Genomic DNA, 21,764 nt, shown 5'->3' on the forward strand with positions numbered 1-21,764 from the left:
CTTCGATACCCTGGCGTAACCGATTAGCAGCACTTCTTCGCTCCGTCAGGAAACAAGGAGCATAGGATGCAATCTTGTGTTGATTTTAGCAACGGGTTTTCTGGTGACCCGTCGGAGCAAAAAACTGCCGCCTGCTGCCCGCCAGAAAACCGACCGTTTTCTTGGCGAGCCCCACTGTGAAATGGCGGATGTGAGCCCCCCGAGCCGCGTAGGAAAGTCGAAATTCATCCAGACGTTCGGTACCGAGATCTCGTGAGCCCGCCGTCGTGACCGTCGGTGCCGCGAGCACGAGTGAGCGTCTCAACAATGTGCGTCCGTCTCACGTAATGTGGTTTGAGAATCACCGAATGTGCGTCTGGAGTCGCTATCCGTCTCAACTAATTTGCGTCAGAAAGCCCCCTTGATTGTGCGTCTGGGCCGACATCATTTTGCGTCGCTACAGCTAACTCGATCCGGCTTCGAGTACATTCTCAACAAATACGTTCAGACGGCCGCCGAACGATATCCCGTGCTTAAGCAACGGCACATCTCGCCGCACAGCCTGAGGCACAGCGCCGCGATGATGGTGTTGCAGGCAACGGGGGATATCCGCAAAGTCTCGCTCTGGCTCGGCCATGCAGACATCCAGACGACCGAAATTTACTTGCGGGCGGACCCAACAGAAAAGCTGGATGCAATGAGCGCCGTTGTGCCGCTCTCACTAAAAAAAGGACGGTTCCGGGCGCCAGACAAACTGATCGCCTCGCTGCGGGGCGCTTGAATATGCTGAGCGATGGGAGCCGACATGGCCGTCAGCACAAGGCTCCCACGCCTGCAATTCTGCATATTCCTGGACTCTGCATATCGCCGAATATGTAGTGCACCGCATATTTGACGGTTCCCGCTTACAACCCCCAGTTGCAGCAGGGCCCGCTGCCGAAGCAGAAACCAGCGCGTTCCGGTCGCGGACCCCCCGCCGTCATATTGTCCACCTCGACGTCCTGCAGCCGAAGTGTCCTGTAAAACAGACTGCCCAGCGCCAGGCGGGCTTCACCCTCTCCCATCGAGAGCCACCATTTCTGCCGCGCTGTCTGACCGCTTACTTAGCTGCAAGCCGGTGACCCGCAGATGGCCCGGCATGATGGTCCATGCGGAAGTGGTCGCCGATGACACTGACGGGAAGTGTAACAACGGCTGGCCGCTGCTGCCCGACCCCGGCGCTTGGTCGCCGAGCCGAGGGCACGACCAGCGCCCGGAGAACTCCTTTGTGCAGACTTCCGAACGGCGCGGTTTTCTGGCCATGCCCACGCCAGTCCGGACGATTGACCGGACTCAACACTCACCCGCACCCTTGAAACCTGGCGTTGAAGTTCCTACGCTTACCGTGGAGGTGACCTTATGCAGACAAGTGTGCTTGAAGGCCGTGAACGGGAGATCCTGGTCGCGCGCAGCGAACCGCCAGCCCGCGACAGCGAGCTGTACCTACGGCAGACCGACCGCGTGCGGCCGGATGGTCGCCCCGAGACCCTGGTGTCGGGCGTCGATATCGTGCTCAAGGACGGCGCCCCGAACGGCATCTTCCGTCAGCTGAACCGTCCGCGGACAGAGAAGCTGAACGCCGACCGGCCGAAGGAGAAGCGCCGCAGCGTCGTGATCGTCGCCGATACCGTCACGCTGCACGGCGAGTTGTCGCTGCCGGAAACCGACGTCACGATCTTCGCCCGCCGGCTAGCAATCCGCGACGACGGCCGCATCAACACCAGTCCGTTGGATTGGGATGTCGCCAAGGCGCCGGACGGCGATCCCGTCAACCGCCGGAAGGCGGGCGACGGGATCGCCGGCCCGAGTGCCGGCACGATCACCCTCTTCCTTGACACCATTGATGCCCCGGCAGCGCAAAAGGCCTTCCTTGCGCTCGGTGGCCACGGCCAGGCTGCCGGGCACGGTTTCGACGGCCAGCCCGGCGACCGCATGTCGACGGTCAGCAACCAGTTTCAACTCCGAGATTCCGGCCACCTCAACACCGCCACGGCGAAATACCCGCATCCCTGCGTCTATGCCGACTTCCATTGGAAGTGGGGCTTCATCCCCCAGTACCACGGCCACTACGGCGCCAAGAAATGGCCGAGCAGCGGTCAGGACGCCGTTGAGCCGGGTGTGCCGGGCTCCGGTGGCAATGGCGGTGCCTTCACCACCAACGCGGCCTCGGTCAGGGCCCTGCTGGCCAACGGCGGCGGACGTGCCGGCGCCAAGGCCGGCGACGTGCGCGGCGGCCGGGCCGGCCATCCCACAACCTGCGCTCACTACGAGGTGACCAATCAGTTCGATCTGTTCCGCGCTACCGCCGCCTCCCACGTACGGTCGATCGACGGCAGCCCGAAGTCCTTCGTGGACGGCAAGAGCCATACCGCCCAGCCCGCCGCCCGCGGCGACGGGAAACAGGGTGCGGTTAGCCTGGTCGAGGCGCCGTCTGCTTGGCTGCATCCGCTGCAGCTGAGGACGGTGCTGCGCTATGCCCGCGATGCGCTGCTTGCCGGCGAGCGCGAGACGGTGGCCGGGTTGCTGAAGCCGTACATGGCCGCCCTCGCGCAGCCGATGCCGACGGCCGCAGGCGCCTGGGACGCGGACCTTACCGCCGCCTGGGCAGCCGCCCAGTCCGACGCGGCATCGCTGCTGACCCGGCTCAACACGCAACTGGATGCCTTCGGCAATCCCTTTGGCTTCATGCCGCTGCTGTCGCTGGCCTCGACGGTCCGGCTGCACGAGCGGCAAGCGGAACGGGCCCTGGAGATGCTGCTGCTCGCCGCCTGGGTCGGCGATTCCGAGCGCAACGCCGAGAGTGCGGCCAACGCCATGGCCAGCGCGATTGAGGACACGCTGGCCGACACCGAGCGGGTGGTGTCCGGGCTGCACAAGGCGGAGGCGCGCGTCGAGGCCCTGGATCAGGACCTGATGGCGCTGGAGGAGCGCTTGCGCGCCATGGGGCACAAGCTCGACGCCCTACGCACCAGGCTGTACAACGAGGCGTCGCAGGACCTGCATATCCGGGCGCAGATCAAGTTCGGCATCAAGATGGCCAGCGCGATCGCCCAGGTGATCCCCTACGTCCAGCCGGCGGCGGGGGCACTCGGCGACCTGGCCAACGTGGCGGCAGACCTGACCGATTCCGATACCGACGTGCCGGACACCGTCAGCAAGATGGGCGACACCATCGACAAGGCGCGTCAGGCGCAGAACAAGGCCACTGCGGCGAAGAAGAAGGCCGAGGCGGAAGCCAAGAAGGCCAAGGACACAAAGCCGAACAGCGGCAAAAAGCAGGCCTCGCTGGCCGCCAAGGGCTGGGGCGACGTGGCCGACGGCATCGGCCCCGCCGTTGCCCGCGCCGGCGAAGCGTTCAAGGCGCTGCAGGTGTCCGACGCGCAGATCGAGGCGGAGTTGGCGAAGCTGGAGGATTCCAGCCCCGAGTGGCAGACGGTCACCGGCGACCTGCGAACGCTGAATGCCGACAAGGCGCGCATCTTCGGCGGACTTTGCGCGCTGCTGAACGAAATCGCCGAGAGCTACGGCCGCCTCGCCGCCAATGCCGACGCGGTGCGTCTGCTGCAGGCGGAGAAGGAGGACAAGGTCGCGCGACTCAGCCCGGAGGCGAACGAGGTCGTGCAGGGCATGGCGCAGAACGCCCGCCTGTCGCTGCAGTACAGCCTGTACCTGATGAGCAAGGCCTACGAGACGACTGTGTTCAAGCAGTTGTCCGTCGACTGGTCGTTGGACGCCGTATTCGACAGGATCGTGACGCTGCTTGGCGGCCGCGACAGTCTAGATGCCGCCTCCCTGACCGAAATGGCAACCGCCCTGAAGCCGCTGTTCGACCAGACGGTCAACGACCTGCGCAACCGGCTGCTGCAGGATTTCGACTTCAACAACACTCTGGTGGCGCCGCTGGAGTTCGGCATGACCGACGCCCAGACGCCGGCGCTGCTGGACCGGCTGAACGCTGGCGAAGCGGTGGCCATCGACCCCCTGAGCGTCGGCCTCGTTCTGCCGCAGCAGCAACGCGCACGCGCGGTCAGCTTTGAATGCACCAAGCTGGAGTTCGAACCGGCCGGCCAGGCCCTGCCCGCCTCCGGCAACATGATCGTGACGCTGAGCCCCGGTATCGAGGGCACGGTGCGCCAGGACGAACACCTCTACCTGGTACGCACCGACCGGCCGCGGCAATGGGCGTGGACCTTCAACTTCAGCGGCCGGACGCTGGAGGTGAATCCGCCGTCGCTGGCCGCGCTGGACCTGCTCAACCTTCTGCTGCAGTCCTCTGACGACGACGTGAAGCAGAAGCTGGCCGCCCCGCCCGCCTGGACCGACAACGCCGTCAGCGTCAGCTTCAGCCCGCCACTGCCGCCGCAGCAAAGGCCGCGGATCAAGGCGTTGATCTTTCGTTGCCTAGTCGAGTCCCTGCCTGCGCCGCAGTCGCAGCGAGCGCTGGACATCCGCGGCATCGGCCCGGAGTCGGAGATCGCGGTGGCCCCGGCGGACCTTGCGAGCCGCGCGGCGGGCATGGGAGCGAGCTACCGAATCTTCTCGAAGGGCCAGCAGGTCACCCTGACCGCGCCCGACTGCCAGGGCACCGGCCACTTCCGGGAATGGTCGCTGCTCGGTCGGGACCTGATTCGCTCGGAAAATCCTGAAACGCGGATCGAGCTGTCCGACAACATCGTGGCGATGGCGCAGTACGCCACCACGGTCGTCGAGACAGCGGTGCTGGAACGTTGCCGCGGGATGGACCCCGCCGCCCTGCACGGTGAAGTGGGCGATGCCGCCCAGGTCGAGGCGCTCGCTTCCATTTTCACGGCCCGCGCCGCGGCACCGACCTTGGCCGCCGGCGAGCCGACGCTGCTGCGCGCGGCGCCGGAAGACGCCGCGGCGGCGATCGCCCTGATCCCACCGGACGCTTGGCCGACGACGCTGGAAGACGCCAGCGCCGGTTGGCAGAAGGTCCAGTTCGGCCCCGCCATCGGCTTCATCCGCGCCGCCTCCGTCAAGGCCTCAACGCAGTAGAGAAATCTCCGACTGCGCTCGTGCTTCTCTGGCCGCCAGCCGTTCCGTTTTCCGTTCGCCTAAAATTGGGGGATTACCATCCCCTTAACAAGAAAAAGGAAAGCACTAATTATGCAGATCCACAGACGACTAACAGTATGGACGGCCCTTGTCGTGCTTGCCTTGCCTGGCTTGGCCGCGACAGTACAGGCCGAAGTATCGAAAAAAGACGATTGGCTCACTTGGCGCGCCCGACAGCGTCGAGACATCGATCGGAACGCTGAACTTCAAGGACGGCGCGCCCAGCGCCGACACTGCTCAAAAGGTATTCGATACGCTCGCCTTCACCCGCGCGCTTAACGTATACAACAACAGCTTTCGCGGCGCCTCCGCCCTGGGCTTCCACAAGGGCTTCCAGAGCATCGGCGCCAACTACAACGACGTCGTCATTACACCTAAACTGCTCGACTCCACGTCCCTATTCCTGACCGGAAACGCCGACACCGTCTACTACCTCTCCGTCATCGACCTTTCGAAGGGGCCGATGGTGATCGAACAGCCTTCGGATGGCGTCGGGACCATCAACGACATGTGGTTCTCGTGGATCATCGACGTCGGTGGCCCCGGACCAGATCGCGGCCGGGGTGGCAAGTATCTAATCGTCGGTCCGGATTACGATGGGCCGCTGCCCAAGGGTGGATACTTCGTCGCCCACTCCAAGACGAACCGGGTTCTCTACGCGTCGCGCGCCTATCTGGTTAATAACGATCCCAAGCCGGCGGTCGAGAACGTCAAGGCGAACATGAAGATCTACCCCTATGCCGCGGGCGGTTACGGCACCAGCATCGCTGAGGCGCTGACCGGCGCGGTCCGCCTCGGGGGAGACCCGAAGATCCCCGACACCAAGTTCATCGATGCGAGCAACCTGTCGTTCAATACCATCCCGCCCAGCGATTTCGGCTTTTACGAATGGATCAACGAAAACGTCCAGGCCGAGCCCGCCGCCAGCTATGATGTGGAGCTCTCCGGGCAACTCGCCGCCATCGGCATCGTCAAGGGCAAAAAGTTTGCGCCTGACGAACGAATGAAGAAGATCCTCACCGATGCCGCCGTTGTAGGCCAGGCAGCCGGACGGGTGCTGAACTGGCGCCCCTTCGAGGCTCACCCGGACTGGGCCTACTACCCGAACTCGATGTGGGGAAACATGCTCTGGGAAGGCGGCGCCTTCTTCGAGACTCCACCACCCGCGTTCAAGGACGGGGCATTCAAACCGCTACCGCCGACCGGTGCCCGCACCCTGGATTCGCGCACGGCCTTCTACTACGGCTACACCCTCGACAGCCCCGGCATGATCATGAACATCCCCGGCGTGGGATCGCAGTATCTGATGGGTTTCCTGGATGCCAACGGCGATGTGTTCGATGGGTCGAAGGCTTACAAAGTGACGCTGCCAAAGGGTATCCCGGCCAAGGCGTTCTGGTCGTTCACGCTCTACGATAACCAGACACGGTCGATGTTGCAGACGCCCCAGAAATATCCGCGCGCCGGGTCGCAGAGCTACCCTTCACCGGCGGCGAAGGCGGCTGAAGACGGTACCACCACGATCTGGTTCAGTCCTGAACAGCCAGGCGGCGTGGATCGCGGCAACTGGATCCAGACCGATCCTAAGAAGGGCTGGTTTACGATCCTTCGGCTCTACAGCCCGCTTCCGTCGTTCTTCGACAAATCCTGGCGGCCGAGCGAGATCGAATTGGTCCGGTGAGAGACGGTTCAGCCAGCCAACATCCGCATTCACCTGACTGGCTACAGCGGGCTTCGCCCGCCTCCGCCGGCAGGTGGTGTGGGACATTGAATGTCCGCTTCTTGAAAGCGCGACGGGCAGAAAAGGGTCGTTATGCAAAGTCGCCGATTATGGAAAGTTGTCGAGGTGCCTTGGTGACGACGCCAGGCAGGGACTGGCACGGCAACATCTAACGCTGCCACACGCTCGACATAATTTCTGCGTTTGGCTTACGTCGCAACCCTAGGTCAAAGGACATCTATGAACATCCATATCCCGGTTGTTGGTTGTCGTCTCGCCGAAAACGCTGGCCGGGCAAGGATCTTAAGTCTGACGAGGCAGGCAGGATCCAGCGCTATCGTCGTAGAGACCTGCAGACGCCCCCCATTGAGATGCTGCGATTATGTGTACGACCCGATGTTCATGCTCCCCTTCCGATGGCGGTTGGCGTTGAAAAATGACAGCGACTTTCGATAATCGGCGACTTTGCTTCGCTTCCCGGAAGCGGCCATTCATCATCGAGTGCTGACGACCCTAAGCGGAAGTAGCTCGAATTGAAAAGCTGCCGTTCAACGTCGAAGGTGAGGGGCGCGGAGGCAGCAATCGAAGCCTGCTGGCGGAGTGTCCCTCTCGACCGCTTGGTTATGCGGCGTCTTGCTCATCCTGCTGACTTCATTCGCCGGTATTCCCTGGACGCCGAGACTACTTGTTTCTTCGTATGGTCGTAATAGGTGGACCGGCCAACAAGCGTACGAAGATCCCCAGAAAGGTAGAGTACGACTGTCCCAACGATATAGCCCCTCCCCTGTTTGTCCTCGAAGAACAGGACCAGTTGCCCAGAGGTGAACCGCCCTTCGTAGTCGAAGACCCTAGTTCCTTCTGGCACCTCGCGCGTAATCGTGGCTCTTACGAAAGAGCCATGCTGCTCGATCTCAAGTGTGCTGTTCTGTTCATCCGGTTTATCTCCGTCTGGGAAGAAGCCCGCCCACGCGCCGGAGAGGTTCGGGACTGTTGAACTAGACTGCGTATCTTCGGCTGTGACTTTGAGCAGTCTCGGTCGCCCACCTAAGGCGCAAATGCGCTCTTCAATTGAAGTGCAGGCCGGACCAATGGCGGCATGGATGTTGCCGCTGGCGTGTGGCCGATATGTGGCGGCGGAAATGCCCAGTAGATCCGTTGGCAGCTTTAGGTCGTTGGTCTTGTCATACAGGAAGAAGCAACGATTCCGCCCCAACCGGCCCATGAAGAGCCCAAGTTCGAACACAACGTTGTCGCGCGGAGAGACTGCGTCGTGATCTCGACTTTGTGTCAGGTCGTCGGGCGTCAGAACCAATACTGCAAAGTCTGAAGTCTCGATGGCCTTGATGAGAGATTCGAGATAGCTGTATGAAAGTTCAAAGACACCCTGGCTCCAGAGATTCACGTCGGCGAACCCGTCGAGTGCCTTTTGTACCGCTTTTGCGACCAGAAGCCCCTCTGAGGACGAACCGACGAAGACGGAAGCGCGTTGAGTCATGACGGTACCTCCACATATGCCGCATAACGAATAGCGTTTATCTGCCGCCCCGAAAGCGCTCGGCTCAACCGCTGCTGAAACCTCCGAAGCTAGGTCGATAGCATACGCCAAGATTGCTTCGCGTGCCGCTTCGTGATGATTCTTGCATCATGCATCGAGAGGCTCTTCACGACCCAAAGCAGAAGTTCGGCGAAATACAAAGCAGACCTTCGCGGTGCTGCGAAATTACCGGGTCCGGGCGCCTTTTACGAACTCAAGTGAAGCCCGAAATAATTCGAGATCCTGCTCGTAGTCTGCTGCGTCGGCCCTATCGATTTGAATCCACTCCCTCGAACTTGCCATCCCGCCGGGTTGGAATGGAACGACGTTGCTTCTCGAGAATTGCAACTCGGACGCAGTAGAGGCCGGCACACGTAGCCCTACGCCATTTCCACTTATACAGGCGAACATCTTGTCGTTGACGAAGAAGGCGTCAAGGTCGCTAATTTTTCTTGCGCTGACGCCGGGAAGTTTAAGAAGAAGGGTATCGATTTGCGTCTTGCGGCTTGTTTTTTTGGATACGGGTGTTCAAAGGGGCTCCATCGAGTGTGTCATGCCAAAGACGATTCAGTCTTATAGTGAAATACGCCGGAGAAATTGAGACTGCAAAAACCCAATGCCAAGGTGTGAAATTATTGCCCGAGTCCAGTCGAATTCTTCTGTGTCGCAGCCTAACGGCTGCTTTCTAAGATCGTCAATGCGAACTCCCGACCTATTGCGGTCAGTCGCTGAGCCGCGTAGCCGACGTTCACGACAACGCAATCTACAGGCTCAACGTTGAAGCTGTGCGCTGCAAACGAAGCGCAGCGTAGTTTGCATCCGAACGAGCGCCTTGTTAGGAACTTACGGCTCACCAACTATTAGAACTGGCGCTCCTTTTTCAAAGTCAATTGGCATGGAAGTATGTTCATGCACAACGCACCACCCGCCATCTAGTTTTTGAAAACAAACAGTAGTGCGACACCAAGGCTGCTTATCTGGATTGGCTATATTGCTGCCGCTTACCTTTGAATAAAAAATGCATAAAGGCAAGATCATTTCCTGCATATAATTTAACTTTTCTTCTACTTACTTTCGGGGATTCACCAAAATATGGAAAGCATGAGTTCCATAGGTCTTTATATTTTTCAATTCCCACAACTTGCGCGCCTATATCAAATATTTCAACATTCTCTATATAGTCTTTCGCGAGTGAACTGGAATCGCATTTCGATACTGCTTTATCCCATTGTGAAGTTAGGTCAATAATTTGCTCGGCAGATTCTCTGCTTCCAATAATTTCAATGTCCATTTTCTGATCCTGATGTTTTTTAATGTTGTGCCTAACTTTGTTTTATGGCGACAGTTTTGCTGCGTAACACCGGGGGCTGCTCACAAAATCGATGTCGCTCGGAACGCTGGAAGCCCTAGCGCAGCAAGCTCTGCGTCCGATGTATGCTGATTCTATAGATGATAAACGAATCGTGAAAGGCGGCACTTCGCAAACTAGGTCGATAGCATGCACCCAGGCCGCTTCAATGGCTGCTTTCAGCGGACTTCTCCACCGTCTCTTCCTGGCCGTTATCTGCCCGAGTCGACCTTAGTACGCAGTTCTTTCCCCGCCTGAAAGTGGGGCACAGCTTTCGCTGGAACCCGCACGGCCTCACCGGTTTTTGGGTTGCGCCCAGTACGGGGCGGCCGGTAGTTGAGCCCGAAGCTTCCGAAACCGCGTATTTCAATGCGGTCCCCCTTCACCAGCGTGTTGCTCAGCGCTTCAAGAATGGCTTTGACCGAAAGTTCAGTATCTTTGGTTGTGAACTGCGGGAAAAGGGCAGCGAGTCGGTTGATGAGTTCGGAGCGAATCATAGGCAAATTTTACGCGGCACTTCCGCTCGAGAACGGTGGCAAACTACACAACGCCAAGCGCGACAGCATAAATGACGCATGGCAACTTCGACGCCCTCCGGATGTTGAGCGCCGTCCCTCAGTTCAAGCCACGGTGAGTCACCGTCGGCAGGATTTCGCGACGGAAATCAAGCGCAAAAACCCAGTGGGCGGTCCTGACTGATAAAGAACGATAGCATTCTCTAGTAGGCGACCTTGAAGGTCGGACTGTCCTCCGGCCGAGTCTTGCGGTGATCGTAAATCCGGGTCGTGGCGATGTTGGCGTGACCCAGCCACTCCTGCACCTTGGCAATGTCGGCCTGGTGGTCAAGCGCGTTGGTCGCGGCGGTCGCCCGCAACGCGTGCGCTCCAATCGCGAAACCCAGTGCCGCTGAGTATTGCCGCACCAGTTTGTAAACCGCGTCGGGTGTGATCGCTCTTTCCAGTGTGCCGGTGCAGTTGTTGCGGATGGGTCGGAACAGGGCGCCCGTATCGTCCGCGCCATGCCCCGCGACCTCAAGATAGTCGCCGATCAAGCCGCTGGCCGCGGGGTGCAGCGGGACATAACGGATCTTGCCGCCCTTGCCGAACACCTTGAGGTGCGGCACCCCGCGCCGCTCGTGCTTGAAGTCCTTGACCGTCAACCGGCACAGCTCGTCACGCCGCAGGGCGTGATAGAGCAGGGTGGCCAGGATGGCGCGGTCGCGCTTGCCCTTGAGCGACGCGCCGTCGGGCGCGTCCAGCAGCTTGCGCGCCTGGTGGTCGCCGAGGGCCGGGGTCTTGCCTTCGTAGCTTTCCACCGGTGGGCGCTTGACCCCCTTGACTGGGTTATGGGTCACGGCGTTCTTCTCGCACAGGGACTCGAACAGCGACGACAGTGCCGCCAGGCGATGCCGTACGGTCATGCCGCTCAGCGTGCGCTGCACCAAGTCGTCGCGCCAGGCGATGACATGGGCGCGTGTGACGGTGCGAAATTCCTCGGGCTTCACGATGCCGGTGAACTTCATGAAATCCGCGAGGGCGTTTTCGTAGGCGCGACGGGTGGCCTTGTTGCCGAGATTGGCGAACCATTCGATCTCGGGCGGCACGTCGGCCAGGCGCTGGAACTGTTCGGCGGTCAGGAGCCGGGAAGCGACTGGGGGAGCGCTTGGCAGGTCGCTCGTGGTCATGGCCGCGCCCGGTTCAAGGAGTCAGATCGTCGGGCTGCGGCGGCTCGCCGCCCTGGCGCTGCATGATGCGGTCGAAAGCATCAAAATCAGCCCGCTCCCGACGTTCAGCGAAGAACGTCGCGGTGTTCATGGCCGCCAGCTTCTCGGCGACAGCGGTCGCCACGAACTGGTTTAAGCTCGTGCCGTCGGCCTTGGCGCGGCGCACAACTTCGGCCTTTATCGAATTAGGCAGACGCAGCGGGTAGGTGCTTTGAGAATTTCTCATAGTCTGATCCTCCGTAAGGCGGTGATAGGGGTCAATACTTCGATGCCAAATTGCAGCGGCACAGTGCCGAAATCGCGTTGATTAAACGTCACGATGGCCGACGCGAGGCCGTTGGCGGCGGCTTCGAGCACCAGTTCGTCGCCGGGATCGCGCAACAGCGGTCGCCACAAAAAATGCGTCTCGACCGGCGCGACCATGGCGATGACGGCATCCAGAAAGATGCTCACCTGGGCGGGGCTAAGACCAGCAGCTATGCCGTGTTCAGGTCGACAACAGGTCGCTTCGTATTCGAGCGCCAGCGCCACATTGGCCACAAGCGTAATCTCGCCCCGACGGGCCGCCATCAACAAGGCGGCTGAAGCGCCAGTTGGACTGCGCATGGCGGCAACGATGACGTTGGTGTCGAGAACAAGCCTCATATCACCAGCAATATCATATCTCGGGCGATGTGTCCACAAGAAAGCAGATCATGGCGCCATGGCGCCCGTCATTTGTTTATTGATAAAATAGGTTATCAATAGTACAGAAGCCTTGTCGAGCCCGTTGCCAAGCAGAGGTTTTCCGGCACGGCTGAGACAGCACAACTCGCCTTGTTGCACTTTGCGAGGCGCGCGTTGTAATGATGATGTATATACTTGGTTAGTACCCTTTGACAGGAGACCTGATCATGTCGAAAGAAGCCGTTTTCACGATGAAGCTGGAACCCGAGCTGCGCGCCGAGTTCATGGCGGAAGCTGAAGCCGCCCACCGCCCGGCGTCGCAAGTGCTGCGCGAGCTCATGCGCGAGTTTGTTCACCGCCAGCGCGAGGCACGGGACTACGATGAGTTCCTGCGCCACAAGGTCGAGGCCGGCCGGGCCTCGATGCGGGCCGGGGAGGGGCGATCGAACGATGAGGTCGAAACCGAGTTTTCTGCACGGCGTGCCAATGTGATGAATCGCCCGTGAGGGTCGTCTGGACACCAGAAGCGCAACAGGACCGCGCCGACGTATGGGACTACATCGCTGCCGACAACCCACGTGCGGCCGCGCGAATGGATGAACTGTTCAGCGACGCAGCCATTCGTCTGGCCCAGCACCCCCATCGTTGCAAGCCGGGAAGGATTCCCGGCACCGGCAAGCTGATCCCGCATGAAAGCTATCGCCTGGTGTATGAGATCGACGCCGAAACAGCGTGGATACTGACGCTCGTTCATACGGCCCGCCTGTGGTCGCCAGTGCGTGATTAACAAGGGCCATCTGTCCCCTGCACCGTTCATGGAGAAGTGGCTCGGCACCCAGCACTCGGAAAGACAGGTAGCATGACCACTACCCTTTGGAAGGCGAAAAACCGAGGGAACCTCACTTTCCGTATCACCTGTTTGTCAAGCCCACACGTGGCTTGCAGCGACTTATCTGGTTCTCGTTGTTCACAGCGTGGTTCTCGTCCACTTCGACTACTGGACGCAGCCGGTCGGCTGGCTGTTGGCCCTGTCGATGCTTGGTGGCAGCATGGCGGCGATCATCGTGCTGACCGGCCGCGTGGAGGCAGGACGTCGAACGCAGGGCTTCATCGAGTCGCTCAATTACTTCCCGGCCTTGCGGGTTCTCGAGTCGTCCATACGGCTGAACGAGGGCTGGGCCGGTCATCGCGCCGGCCAGTTCGCGTTCGTCAGGTCGAGCAAAAGCGAGCGCGCTCACCCATACACCATCGCCTCGGCGTGGAACGGGAACGACCCGCGCATCACCTTCATCACGAAGGCGCTCGGCGACCATACGAGCACGTTGCATGAGCGCCTGAAAGTCGGCATGGCGGTGACCGTCGAAGGGCCGTACGGCTGCTTCGATTTCGACGACGAAAAGCCGCGCCAGATCTGGTTCTGCGGCCCGCCCGGGTTCGGCCAGGCCTTGCGACGCGACTTCATCGCCCGAGGGCTGGCAGCGTCAGCCTTTCACCAGGAACTGTTCGAGATGCGTTGAGCGCGCCCGCGACGGTCCCACCGCGCATGGCGCAAGCACTGAGCCGAGCGGGGTTCGGATGACTTTTTAGGGGCTTCCGGGGCCAACTTCGAGTTGTTTGACTCCGTTTGCTGAGCGTATATATACTCGCTTCGCCCCCGTTGAATTTTTTGTCCATCGGCTACGCTGGCTTCCTTCCATCCACCGGCGAGACCCACCATGAAGATCGTCCTGGCCCCGAATGCCTTCAAGGGCAGCCTATCCGCCATGGCTGCCGCTGTGGCCATGGAGCAGGGGGTGCGCGCCGCCTTCCCCGGGGCGGAGGTAATCAAGGTCCCAGTGGCGGACGGTGGAGACGGTTTAACGGAGGTGCTAATCGATGCGCTGGATGGTGAGGCGCGGGTTGTCACTGTGCGCGGCCCCCTGGAAGAACCGATTCAGGCGACCTTATGCCATGTTCCGGCCTTGGGGCTGGTCGCGGTGGAGATGGCGGTGGCCAGCGGCTTGGCCCTGCTCGCCCCGCAGGAGCGCAACCCAAGCCTGACCACGACCTATGGAACCGGCGAGCTCATTCGTGCGGCTCTGGATCTGGGGGTTCGCCACATTGTCGTGGGTATCGGCGGCAGTGCCACCAACGACGGCGGCGTTGGCATGGCGGCCGCCCTGGGCATGCGCTTTCTTGACGTCGCTGGCAACCCGGTAGCGCCGGTCGGCGGTGCCCTGGGACAAATCCACCGCATTGATCCCAGCGGACTGGATCCACGCCTGGCCAAGCTGCGCTGCGAGGCCATCTGTGACGTCGACAACCCACTACTTGGACCTCGTGGCGCGGCCTATGTCTATGGCCCGCAGAAGGGTGCGTCGCCGGCACAGGTGGAGGAACTCGACGCGGGCCTGGCCCATTTAGCCGATGTCATTGCCTCGGACCTCGGACTAGACGTCCGCGACCTTCCGGGAGCCGGGGCCGCTGGCGGGCTGGGGGCGGGGCTGCATGCCTTCCTGGGCGCCGAGTTGCGTCGTGGCGTGGACCTGGTGTTGGACTTGGTAGGACTCGATGCCCATCTCACCGGGGCCGACTTGGTCATCACGGCCGAGGGCCAGATCGACTTCCAAACCGCCTTCGGCAAGGCCCCGGCCGGGGTCGCCCAGCGGGCCAAGCTGCGGAGCATCCCCTGCATGGCCATCGCCGGCGGGATCGGCGAACGCATCACCGATTTGCACGAGATCGGCATCGACGCGGTCTTTAGCCTCTGTCACGGCCCAATGACGCTCGAACAGGCTATGAAGGGCGGACCTTCGCTGCTGCAAGCAGCAACGGAGCAAGTGGTGCGCTGTTTCTTCAGCACCTCCCGTGGAGGCCAAGGGTAGTCTTGTGTTGCACGCAGTCTCGAACATACAAGTTCCAGCCACCACAAGGGTTTCGCACCGCTTTCACGCTTGCTGAAAGTCCCTTCAAGAATGCAGCACTACACTAGCATCTCATCTTCCCCAAAACGACGAAACCCTACCTGAGGAGATTCCTATGTGGCTCGTTGCGCTATTGGTCATGTCCATCGTATTCATCGTCCTGGCGACCACCAAGCTCAAGATGCACCCATTCCTGGCGTTATTGCTGACCGCATTTGGCTTCGGCATCCTCTCGGGCATGCCGTTGAAGGATGTCGTGGATTCGGTCAATAAGGGATTTGGCGGCACGATCGGCTATATCGGGATCGTCATCTTGGCCGGTGCGATCATCGGTGCCTTCCTTGAAAAATCCGGCGGGGCCTATCGCCTGGCGACCAGTATCCTCAAGCTCACCGGGCAGCGGCAGGTGCCTCTGGCCATGGGATTCATGGGCTACGTCGTCTCTATTCCGGTCTTCTGCGACTCAGCGTTCGTACTGTTGGCGCCGCTCATGCGGGCGCTGGCGAGCAAGGCCGGGATCACCCTGGCGTCGGCCGCTGTCGCCTTGAGCCTGGGCCTCTACGCCACCCACACCATGGTCCCACCCACCCCGGGGCCGGTGGCTGCGGCGGGGATACTCGGCGCAGATCTGGGTCTGGTGATTATTTGGGGAATGGGTGTCGGGCTGGTCTCGATGATAGCCGGCTGGCTGTTCGCGGTCCTGGTGGCCTCCCGGGTCTACATCTCGCCGGACGCCGGGAAGAAAACGGATGCCGAATCTGCCGCTGCCCCCGTGGTATCCGCGCAGGAGGATGGGCCGTCCGTCACTCGCTCACTGCTGCCGATCTTTCTCCCTATCATCCTCATCGTCACCCGCTCCATTGGTGAGCTCCCGAGCAAACCCTTTGGAGAAGCCGGCGCCTTCACGGAAGTGATGGGCTTTCTCGGACAACCCGTCGTGGCCCTGTTGATCGGTGTTGGTCTGGCCATGACCCTGCCCAAGCGCTTCGACAAGGAAATGCTCTCGATGACTGGCTGGGTCGGAGAGGCCATCGTCGGAGCGGCGACCATCATCATCATCACCGGCGCCGGCGGGGCCTTCGGAAAGGTCCTGCAAAACTCCGGCATCGCGAACGTGATCGGCGGGGCACTGAGCGACGCCAATCTCGGTATCTGGCTGCCGTTCCTCATTGCCGCCGGAATCAAGACAGCGCAGGGGTCGTCCACCGTGGCCATCATCACCACCGCCGGGCTGCTTGCCCCGCTCCTGGCGACTCTCGGGCTCGATAGCGATACCCACCGGGCCTTGGTCGTGATCGCCATCGGCGCCGGGGCCATGGTGGTCTCCCATGCCAATGACAGCTACTTCTGGGTGGTGACCCAGTTCTCCGGTATGGACGTGAAGACCGGCTACAAACTGCAAACCTTGGGCACCTTGGTTCAGGGGTCGGTGGCGGCGCTCGCGGTCTACCTGGTGTCGATCATGGTTCTGTAACGCGACTGGTGGAGACTGAACTTCCCTCGAAATTTCGTCCTTCAAGGGTGAAGGGGTTGTAAGCCGGAACCGCCGAAAATTCCGTCATCCCCACGCCGGCCCTGCCACGAGCGCATCCAGGTCCAGGTTGATCACCTTGGCGTCGCTTTGGAACGTGTAGTGCCCGTTCCACATCGGTGATTCCGCTCGCCGTATCCTTCATTTCCTTGTCACGGAGTCCTGCTGCTCACAGGCCAAGTTCGCTGTGCGAACCGAGACGGACGAGCTGGAGTACGTTGTCGTCCGGTTTTCTGTAGATCAAGACTAAATCGGGCTTGACGTGACAATCCCGGTGGTCTTTCCAATCCTCGCTGAGCGAATGATCGTGGTGCTTCTCGGCCAGTGGCTGATCATGAGTTAAGGCCGTGACGACGGTGCCGAAGTCACTTTGCGGCGTTTGCCGGTGCGGTCCCTTGGTTTCGCGCTTGTAGTCACGCTTAAACTGGCCAGTGTGTTCAATCTTCCGCATTCAGGTCCGCCATCAGGTCCTCGACGGTGGCGAACGACTTCAGGCCACCACGGCGCGCTTCCTTCATCGCCTCGATGGTATCGACGTTCGGAACCAGGGGCTCGAACGGCAGTGCCTTCTCGCGGGCGACGCGGGTCAGCATGATGCGGAAGGCGTCCGACACGGTCAGCCCCATCGCCGCAAGCACGGCGGTCGCCTCTTCCTTAATGTGCTCGTCGATTCTGGCACGGACAACGGCATTTGCGGACATTATCTGATCCTCCAAGTTATTGGGCTACATTGTAGCCCACGAGACACCAGGACGCATCCCTTGCGTGTTGGCCGGGTGTCGGAAAACACCTGTTTCCCACCCCCCGGACGGCAAAGCGGCGCAAACGATGGTCTCGACAGGGCGAAAGCTGCACGGGGAAACCGTGTCTGATAGGTCGGATGGCCGGAAACTTTGTCTCCGGCGTTTTCCGACTACGAAATGGCGGCTGGTGACACGGCTTGCTTGTTCTACCCCTTGTGGCGGCGATAGCCGGCTGCCTCGCAGAGCAGGATGTCCGTTGAGCACGCAGTGCGAATAAGGGCTTCGTGAAGAAGGACGACCCGCCTGCGGGTGGGCCTACTTCACATATCCTGCCCGGCGCTGCACCGTTGTTACACCAGAAATAGAACGACACCGTGCGTTGTTTTATCGTTGTTTTACCTTTTTTCTACCGTTGTTTTACCGTTACTGCACCGTTGTTTTGCCAACGCCAGCCCGGACAAACAACGGCGACAAAGCGCCGTAACCACGCTTTGTCGCCGCCATGGCCCTCTTGCGGCCACCCAACCACCCCCCGCGCAACGACGATTTCCCGAAGAAAACTGCTCGTTGCTGTGCCCTCCTTCGCCCGCGTTCAAGCGCTTGAACGCGGTTTCTTAAGTGCCGCCAGCTCGCCCTGCAGCCGCGCAGCTTCCACCGCAGCGGCCTGGGCTTCGGCGCGTGCCGCCGTCACCGCTTCGCGTTCGGCTGTCTGTCGCGCATGGGCCCGTTCCAGTTCGCCCTTGAGATCCTCGACCCGTGCCGCCAGTTCGCCGGCCTTCGCCTCGGCGGCGGCCATCCGTTCGGTCTGCGCCGCTCGTGCTGCCACGGCTTCGCGTAGTGCTTGTTCCTGCGCGGCGGCATGGTTGTCGGCCTGCTCGCGCTCGGCCTCCAGCCGGCCGATCGCCTGCTCCGCCTGGTCGAGTTGCGTCTGGATCGCCGCGATCTCTTCCCGCGTCGCCGCCCGCAGCGCTTCCACCTGCTGTCCGGCCTGTTCGTCGAGCAGGCCCCAGAACTCCCGGCCGAGGCTCATCAGCCGGGCAACCGCGGGTTCCGGCAGTTCTACCGGCTGCCGCTGCTTCGGCGCCGCCTCCCGCCACTGGTCCAGATAGCGCTTGACCGTCGTATAACTGCCCCCGCCGATCCCTTCCTGCACGTTCAAGATGGTCGGCGCCGTGCCCTGATCCGTCAGGGCCTGCGCCACCTCGAAAACACGCTCTTGCGTCACCAATGCCTTGGCCATGATTTGATGTCCTTGAAATAGTGTTCTGAAATTATCGGTATTATGATAATAAGCGTTACGGTAATTACCATAATTTAGCAAGACCACGGGGAAGGATTTTGGCGGGAGCCGGGGCGCGTGCGCAGCGCCGCCGCCTCATGGCGAAGCGAGGCGAAAACAGCGGCTGGATCTGGGGTTGCCACCTCTCTGCACCGTTTCGTCCACGGATTCTGGGGATAACGGCCAGCGGCTGGGCCGCGTAGAATGCCGCCCCATGACCCGTTCCGAACTCATCGCCCGGATCACCGCCCGCTCGGCGGCACTCACCGTCAGGGATGTCGAAACGGCGGTGAAGGCCATTTTTGAGAGCATGACTAAAACCCTGGCGAACGGCGAGCGGATCGAGATACGCGGGTTCGGCAGTTTCCGTTTGGCCTACCGGCCACCGCGCATCGGGCGCAATCCCCTGACCGGCGACACGGTGCCGGTTACGGCGAAGGCCCTGCCCCACTTCAAGGCGGGCCGGGAACTGGCGGCACGGGTGAATTCAGACAAGGGTAGTCAGGTGCCTGAGGGCTGATGCACGGCCTCTTCGAGCGCCTTGCGGATAAAGCGCTGGTACGGCATCCCGGAACGATCGGCTTCTTCCCTGATGGCCTCGAACAGCGATTCCGACAACCGCATGGTGATGCTGCGATCCTTCGGCTGAAACTCGAAGTGCATCGGGGTCATGCTGGACAGGTCGTAATCGGTCAGGTCTGCCGTCGCGACAAAGTCTTCCGCCGCCTTATCGGTCGGCAGTCTTGGCAATTGCTTTTTCATGGCGTTCAACCGCCTTCGTCAAGGCAAATAGGGGTCGTTTCAGAAAACGGAAAACAGAGTACGTTAATCCAATGGCATCTGTTGGTTACCAGAATCACCGAAAGCCCTACCGCTAACCAACTTGCCAAATAAAACAAACCAACTAGGTTAAAATGCGTCTATGGAGAAACGAACCCCGCACTGCAAGCTGACCATGGTCAAAGCCTTGGTAGAGGCTGGCAAGGTACGCACCACGCACGCAGCGCGAGGCGGTGCAAACGAGTTGGGATTTGCGTTCTCCGACATGCTGGACGTGGTGATGGCACTGACTTCAGCAGATTTCTACAAGAGCATGACCACCCATGCCGATCATACGGTATGGCAGGACGTGTACCGCCCAAGCACGCAGGCAGGCGACGTGTACCTGAAGTTGACGGTCATTGATGACGTGCTGATCGTGTCCTTCAAGGAGCTATGAACATGAAATGTCCCGTTTGCGGCGCCGCGGAACTGATCCACGACACCCGCGACCAGCCCTACACCTACAAGGGCGAAACCACCGTCATCGCGGCTGTGACGGGCGACTTCTGCCCGGCCTGTGCCGAGTCCCTCTTGGATGCAGCGGAGTCGAACCGCGTCATGCGTGAAATGCGTGCCTTCTCCAAGCAGGTGAATGCGGCCATCGTTGATCCGGCCTTCATTACTGCCGTGCGCAAGAAGCTCGATCTTGACCAGCGCGAGGCCGCCGAAATCTTTGGCGGGGGCATCAATGCCTTCTCGCGCTACGAGAACGGCAAGACCAAACCGCCGTTGGCGCTGGTCAAGCTGTTCAAGCTGCTGGATCGCCACCCCGACCTGCTCAACGAGCTTAGAACCGCTTGAAATTCTCGAAACTGGCCGTTCTGTGCGTCGCCAATCGAGAACAGTTTTCAAGAACATTCCAACCGCATCGTCGCTAGGCCGCGCCGTCTTCTCGCAAACGATGGTCTGCGAGAAGATTTTGCCCTTTATGCGGCAACCGCGCGGTGTCGCGGCCACGCATGAAGACGGCTTAACGTGCTTTGTTTTCCGTTTTCTGAAGCGACCCCGAGAGGACTGGCCCGGGCGGGAAAAACGCGCTCACGGCCCGCTGTGGCCGATTCACGGGGTGCTCTGAGCGACGGATTGTCTCCGCAGCGGCGGCCTCTCCTCACCACCGGGCTGGTCGCCCCCGTGGCAAGGCGTTGCGTTGCCGGGCGGCGTAGTCGGCATGCTCGGCGGTTTGCCGGGCATAGGCTTCGCCGTTCTAGCGGGCCTTGGCGCTTTCTTCCATCAGCCGTTCGGCGGTCGCCTCGATGCCATGGCCCCAGGAAAGCGCAATCTTGCACCAGATAAAATCCGCGCTGGTGCGCTTGGGATTGCCGCCGGGACCGGCCGGGCCCTCGGCGCGACCACTCCCATCGCGTCGAGGGTCTGCGTACGTAGTGAGGCGGAGCCCGGGCTGATCGGCGTCGATCCGGACCCGGGGGAAGTTCGGGGGGGGCGTAGGCGGGTTTAAAATTGGCGGTGCCGGCGACACGGGTGGCACCCGATGCTTCCTTGTCGGCGCCAGTCCCTTCCTTGAGCCGCGCGGCGAAGCCCTGGGGAGCGTTGGTGACGGCTGGCCATGCCTGCTTTCCCCTGGGATTGGTGCGCAAGATCGTCGAGCTGCACCAGGGTGACGTCGTCGCCGGAGCGAGGTCGAACGATCAGATTGTTCTGCCGCCGCGCGGCACTGGGCACTAGGTAGGGCATGGACTGCCGGGCCTGGAACTGGCTCTGCGCCGGGCGGAAGCCGCGTTTCTCCTGCTGGAGGTTGGTGTGGATGATATCGAAAGCCTCGCCCCCGACACTGGCAAACAGGTCGAGCAGGCGCAGCGCCTCGATGATCGGTTCGCCAGTGTCGGCAGCCCCCTTCTCGGTGATCAACGCCCCCCCCGCCGTGGCTTCTATTTGCCCTTTTTTTTCCTCTAACCTTTCCGGAAAGTCGCCGGCATTTGGACTGGATTTCAATTGAAAACCTTCGCCCGTAGGGCCGCGCCTGATCTATCGTTTTTTTTGAGGCCGTAGGCCGATCATTTTAGGTTCGCAATCTTCCCTTTGGCATGAGCCTTAGCCACGGGCGTCGACAAGAATAAAGATCTTTTAAAGGATAAAGATAAGGATAAAAGAATAGGGCGCAAAACAATGCTATTTTTCTCTTACGTGTCAATAGGTTAGAGAAACGACCCGCGACCTATTCCCCCTGTTGTGGTGCAATATTGGGTGGAAAAGTGGCCTTTTTTGTCTGCGTCTAGCTCATGCATTCGACCCGTCGAGTGACCCGCGACCTATTCCCCCTGATTTTTCGGCGACCCGCGACCTATTCCCCCTGATTTTTCGGCGACCCGCGACCTATTCCCCCTGACCTTGGGGCGTGACCCGCAACCTATTCCTCTGTCGTGAGGTCGCCCGCGACCTATTC

At 60.9% G+C, this 21,764-nt stretch carries 22 protein-coding genes and 1 pseudogene; 11 read left to right on the top strand and 12 right to left on the bottom strand.

Features of this window, described 5'->3' with window-relative positions:
* The first annotated feature begins 406 nt into the window (after window positions 1–406).
* The 3 genes from E4Q23_RS22055 to E4Q23_RS22065 all read left to right on the top strand — a co-directional run bounded on the left by E4Q23_RS22055 (window position 407) and on the right by E4Q23_RS22065 (window position 6,775).
* Window positions 407–760, top strand: a complete 354-nt coding sequence (locus E4Q23_RS22055) for a tyrosine-type recombinase/integrase (RefSeq protein WP_336511762.1) — start codon at window positions 407–409, stop codon at window positions 758–760.
* Window positions 761–1,377: 617 nt separating this feature from the next.
* Entirely contained in the window at window positions 1,378–5,034 is a 3,657-nt protein-coding gene (locus E4Q23_RS22060) for a hypothetical protein (RefSeq protein ID WP_169068580.1), read from the top strand.
* A 148-nt stretch (window positions 5,035–5,182) separates the two neighbouring features.
* On the top strand, window positions 5,183–6,775 hold the full coding sequence (locus E4Q23_RS22065; RefSeq protein WP_423753378.1) for a DUF1254 domain-containing protein: 1,593 nt from the start codon (window positions 5,183–5,185) through the stop codon (window positions 6,773–6,775).
* A gap of 676 nt (window positions 6,776–7,451) precedes the next feature.
* On the opposite strand, the gene E4Q23_RS22070 is transcribed toward E4Q23_RS22065, so the two are convergent.
* The 7 genes from E4Q23_RS22070 to E4Q23_RS22100 form a co-directional block, all read right to left on the bottom strand.
* Window positions 7,452–8,309: a nucleotide-binding protein gene (locus E4Q23_RS22070; RefSeq protein ID WP_169068581.1), complete on the bottom strand. Its 858-nt coding sequence runs from the start codon at window positions 8,307–8,309 to the stop codon at window positions 7,452–7,454.
* A gap of 882 nt (window positions 8,310–9,191) precedes the next feature.
* Window positions 9,192–9,395, bottom strand: coding sequence for a nuclear transport factor 2 family protein (locus tag E4Q23_RS25440; protein WP_169068582.1), 204 nt, complete (start codon window positions 9,393–9,395; stop codon window positions 9,192–9,194).
* Window positions 9,322–9,639 (bottom strand): hypothetical protein, encoded by a 318-nt coding sequence (locus E4Q23_RS22080; RefSeq protein ID WP_169068578.1) that lies wholly within the window; start codon window positions 9,637–9,639, stop codon window positions 9,322–9,324. The genes E4Q23_RS25440 and E4Q23_RS22080 overlap by 74 nt, the downstream gene beginning before the upstream one ends.
* A gap of 269 nt (window positions 9,640–9,908) precedes the next feature.
* Window positions 9,909–10,193, bottom strand: a complete 285-nt coding sequence (locus E4Q23_RS22085; protein WP_169068583.1) for an integration host factor subunit beta — start codon at window positions 10,191–10,193, stop codon at window positions 9,909–9,911.
* Window positions 10,194–10,414: 221 nt separating this feature from the next.
* Window positions 10,415–11,380 (bottom strand): tyrosine-type recombinase/integrase, encoded by a 966-nt coding sequence (locus E4Q23_RS22090; RefSeq protein ID WP_169068584.1) that lies wholly within the window; start codon window positions 11,378–11,380, stop codon window positions 10,415–10,417.
* Between the two features lie 13 nt (window positions 11,381–11,393).
* Window positions 11,394–11,645, bottom strand: a complete 252-nt coding sequence (locus E4Q23_RS22095) for a YlcI/YnfO family protein (RefSeq protein ID WP_169068585.1) — start codon at window positions 11,643–11,645, stop codon at window positions 11,394–11,396.
* Window positions 11,642–12,064 (bottom strand): PIN domain-containing protein, encoded by a 423-nt coding sequence (locus E4Q23_RS22100; protein ID WP_169068586.1) that lies wholly within the window; start codon window positions 12,062–12,064, stop codon window positions 11,642–11,644. Before E4Q23_RS22100 ends, E4Q23_RS22095 begins: the two co-directional genes overlap by 4 nt.
* Window positions 12,065–12,312: 248 nt before the next feature.
* Between E4Q23_RS22100 and E4Q23_RS22105 the strand changes: the two genes are divergently transcribed.
* From E4Q23_RS22105 to E4Q23_RS22125, 5 genes and pseudogenes are all read left to right on the top strand, one after another.
* Window positions 12,313–12,591: an antitoxin of toxin-antitoxin stability system gene (locus E4Q23_RS22105; RefSeq protein WP_169068587.1), complete on the top strand. Its 279-nt coding sequence runs from the start codon at window positions 12,313–12,315 to the stop codon at window positions 12,589–12,591.
* The gene (locus E4Q23_RS22110) at window positions 12,588–12,872 is read left to right on the top strand and encodes a type II toxin-antitoxin system RelE/ParE family toxin (RefSeq protein ID WP_169068588.1); all 285 of its coding nucleotides are present in this window, start codon (window positions 12,588–12,590) and stop codon (window positions 12,870–12,872) included. Before E4Q23_RS22105 ends, E4Q23_RS22110 begins: the two co-directional genes overlap by 4 nt.
* 116 nt (window positions 12,873–12,988) lie before the next feature.
* A pseudogene (locus E4Q23_RS22115) lies at window positions 12,989–13,602 on the top strand (ferric reductase); the annotation flags it as partial.
* Window positions 13,603–13,800: 198 nt separating this feature from the next.
* A complete protein-coding gene (locus tag E4Q23_RS22120) occupies window positions 13,801–14,949 on the top strand; it encodes a glycerate kinase (protein ID WP_169068589.1) in 1,149 nt (382 codons plus the stop codon).
* A 154-nt stretch (window positions 14,950–15,103) separates the two neighbouring features.
* Entirely contained in the window at window positions 15,104–16,462 is a 1,359-nt protein-coding gene (locus E4Q23_RS22125; protein WP_169068590.1) for a GntP family permease, read from the top strand.
* A 226-nt stretch (window positions 16,463–16,688) separates the two neighbouring features.
* On the opposite strand, the gene E4Q23_RS22130 is transcribed toward E4Q23_RS22125, so the two are convergent.
* The 3 genes from E4Q23_RS22130 to E4Q23_RS22140 form a co-directional block, all read right to left on the bottom strand.
* A complete protein-coding gene (locus E4Q23_RS22130; protein ID WP_169068591.1) occupies window positions 16,689–16,970 on the bottom strand; it encodes a type II toxin-antitoxin system YafQ family toxin in 282 nt (93 codons plus the stop codon).
* Window positions 16,957–17,220: a type II toxin-antitoxin system RelB/DinJ family antitoxin gene (locus E4Q23_RS22135; RefSeq protein ID WP_169068592.1), complete on the bottom strand. Its 264-nt coding sequence runs from the start codon at window positions 17,218–17,220 to the stop codon at window positions 16,957–16,959. The genes E4Q23_RS22130 and E4Q23_RS22135 overlap by 14 nt, the downstream gene beginning before the upstream one ends.
* A 634-nt stretch (window positions 17,221–17,854) precedes the next feature.
* Window positions 17,855–18,502 carry a DNA-binding protein gene (locus tag E4Q23_RS22140; protein WP_169068593.1) on the bottom strand — a complete coding sequence of 216 codons (648 nt, stop codon included), beginning with the start codon at window positions 18,500–18,502 and terminating at the stop codon, window positions 17,855–17,857.
* Window positions 18,503–18,755: 253 nt separating this feature from the next.
* On the opposite strand from E4Q23_RS22140, the gene E4Q23_RS22145 reads away from it, so the two are divergent.
* Window positions 18,756–19,061, top strand: a complete 306-nt coding sequence (locus E4Q23_RS22145) for an integration host factor subunit beta (RefSeq protein WP_169068594.1) — start codon at window positions 18,756–18,758, stop codon at window positions 19,059–19,061.
* Here the strand turns inward: E4Q23_RS22145 and E4Q23_RS22150 are convergent.
* Window positions 19,043–19,303, bottom strand: a complete 261-nt coding sequence (locus tag E4Q23_RS22150; protein WP_169068595.1) for a CopG family antitoxin — start codon at window positions 19,301–19,303, stop codon at window positions 19,043–19,045. The genes E4Q23_RS22145 and E4Q23_RS22150 overlap by 19 nt on opposite strands.
* Window positions 19,304–19,463: 160 nt before the next feature.
* On the opposite strand from E4Q23_RS22150, the gene E4Q23_RS22155 reads away from it, so the two are divergent.
* Together E4Q23_RS22155 and E4Q23_RS22160 are read left to right on the top strand one after the other, a co-directional pair.
* Complete coding sequence (locus E4Q23_RS22155) at window positions 19,464–19,760, top strand: type II toxin-antitoxin system MqsR family toxin (RefSeq protein WP_169068596.1); 297 nt, start codon at window positions 19,464–19,466, stop codon at window positions 19,758–19,760.
* Window positions 19,761–19,762: 2 nt separating this feature from the next.
* Window positions 19,763–20,164 (top strand): type II toxin-antitoxin system MqsA family antitoxin, encoded by a 402-nt coding sequence (locus E4Q23_RS22160; protein WP_169068597.1) that lies wholly within the window; start codon window positions 19,763–19,765, stop codon window positions 20,162–20,164.
* A 651-nt stretch (window positions 20,165–20,815) separates the two neighbouring features.
* Here the strand turns inward: E4Q23_RS22160 and E4Q23_RS22165 are convergent.
* On the bottom strand, window positions 20,816–21,313 hold the full coding sequence (locus E4Q23_RS22165) for a DNA-primase RepB domain-containing protein (protein ID WP_169068598.1): 498 nt from the start codon (window positions 21,311–21,313) through the stop codon (window positions 20,816–20,818).
* Between the last annotated feature and the right edge of the window lie 451 nt (window positions 21,314–21,764).

The organism is Candidatus Accumulibacter phosphatis, assembly GCF_012939955.1.
In the GTDB taxonomy this organism is placed as follows: domain Bacteria; phylum Pseudomonadota; class Gammaproteobacteria; order Burkholderiales; family Rhodocyclaceae; genus Accumulibacter; species Accumulibacter delftensis.

Excerpts from the sequence above, each read along its gene's own strand:
- E4Q23_RS22060 (WP_169068580.1), top strand. The coding sequence starts at position 1,378 with ATGCAGACAAGTGTGCTTGAAGGCCGTGAACGGGAGATCCTGGTCGCG.
- E4Q23_RS22070 (WP_169068581.1), bottom strand. The coding sequence starts at position 8,309 with ATGACTCAACGCGCTTCCGTCTTCGTCGGTTCGTCCTCAGAGGGGCTT.
- E4Q23_RS25440 (WP_169068582.1), bottom strand. The coding sequence starts at position 9,395 with ATGCAGGAAATGATCTTGCCTTTATGCATTTTTTATTCAAAGGTAAGC.
- E4Q23_RS22080 (WP_169068578.1), bottom strand. The coding sequence starts at position 9,639 with ATGGACATTGAAATTATTGGAAGCAGAGAATCTGCCGAGCAAATTATT.
- E4Q23_RS22085 (WP_169068583.1), bottom strand. The coding sequence starts at position 10,193 with ATGATTCGCTCCGAACTCATCAACCGACTCGCTGCCCTTTTCCCGCAG.
- E4Q23_RS22090 (WP_169068584.1), bottom strand. The coding sequence starts at position 11,380 with ATGACCACGAGCGACCTGCCAAGCGCTCCCCCAGTCGCTTCCCGGCTC.
- E4Q23_RS22095 (WP_169068585.1), bottom strand. The coding sequence starts at position 11,645 with ATGAGAAATTCTCAAAGCACCTACCCGCTGCGTCTGCCTAATTCGATA.
- E4Q23_RS22100 (WP_169068586.1), bottom strand. The coding sequence starts at position 12,064 with ATGAGGCTTGTTCTCGACACCAACGTCATCGTTGCCGCCATGCGCAGT.
- E4Q23_RS22105 (WP_169068587.1), top strand. The coding sequence starts at position 12,313 with ATGTCGAAAGAAGCCGTTTTCACGATGAAGCTGGAACCCGAGCTGCGC.
- E4Q23_RS22120 (WP_169068589.1), top strand. The coding sequence starts at position 13,801 with ATGAAGATCGTCCTGGCCCCGAATGCCTTCAAGGGCAGCCTATCCGCC.
- E4Q23_RS22125 (WP_169068590.1), top strand. The coding sequence starts at position 15,104 with ATGTGGCTCGTTGCGCTATTGGTCATGTCCATCGTATTCATCGTCCTG.
- E4Q23_RS22130 (WP_169068591.1), bottom strand. The coding sequence starts at position 16,970 with ATGCGGAAGATTGAACACACTGGCCAGTTTAAGCGTGACTACAAGCGC.
- E4Q23_RS22135 (WP_169068592.1), bottom strand. The coding sequence starts at position 17,220 with ATGTCCGCAAATGCCGTTGTCCGTGCCAGAATCGACGAGCACATTAAG.
- E4Q23_RS22140 (WP_169068593.1), bottom strand. The coding sequence starts at position 18,502 with ATGGCCAAGGCATTGGTGACGCAAGAGCGTGTTTTCGAGGTGGCGCAG.
- E4Q23_RS22145 (WP_169068594.1), top strand. The coding sequence starts at position 18,756 with ATGACCCGTTCCGAACTCATCGCCCGGATCACCGCCCGCTCGGCGGCA.
- E4Q23_RS22150 (WP_169068595.1), bottom strand. The coding sequence starts at position 19,303 with ATGAAAAAGCAATTGCCAAGACTGCCGACCGATAAGGCGGCGGAAGAC.
- E4Q23_RS22155 (WP_169068596.1), top strand. The coding sequence starts at position 19,464 with ATGGAGAAACGAACCCCGCACTGCAAGCTGACCATGGTCAAAGCCTTG.
- E4Q23_RS22160 (WP_169068597.1), top strand. The coding sequence starts at position 19,763 with ATGAAATGTCCCGTTTGCGGCGCCGCGGAACTGATCCACGACACCCGC.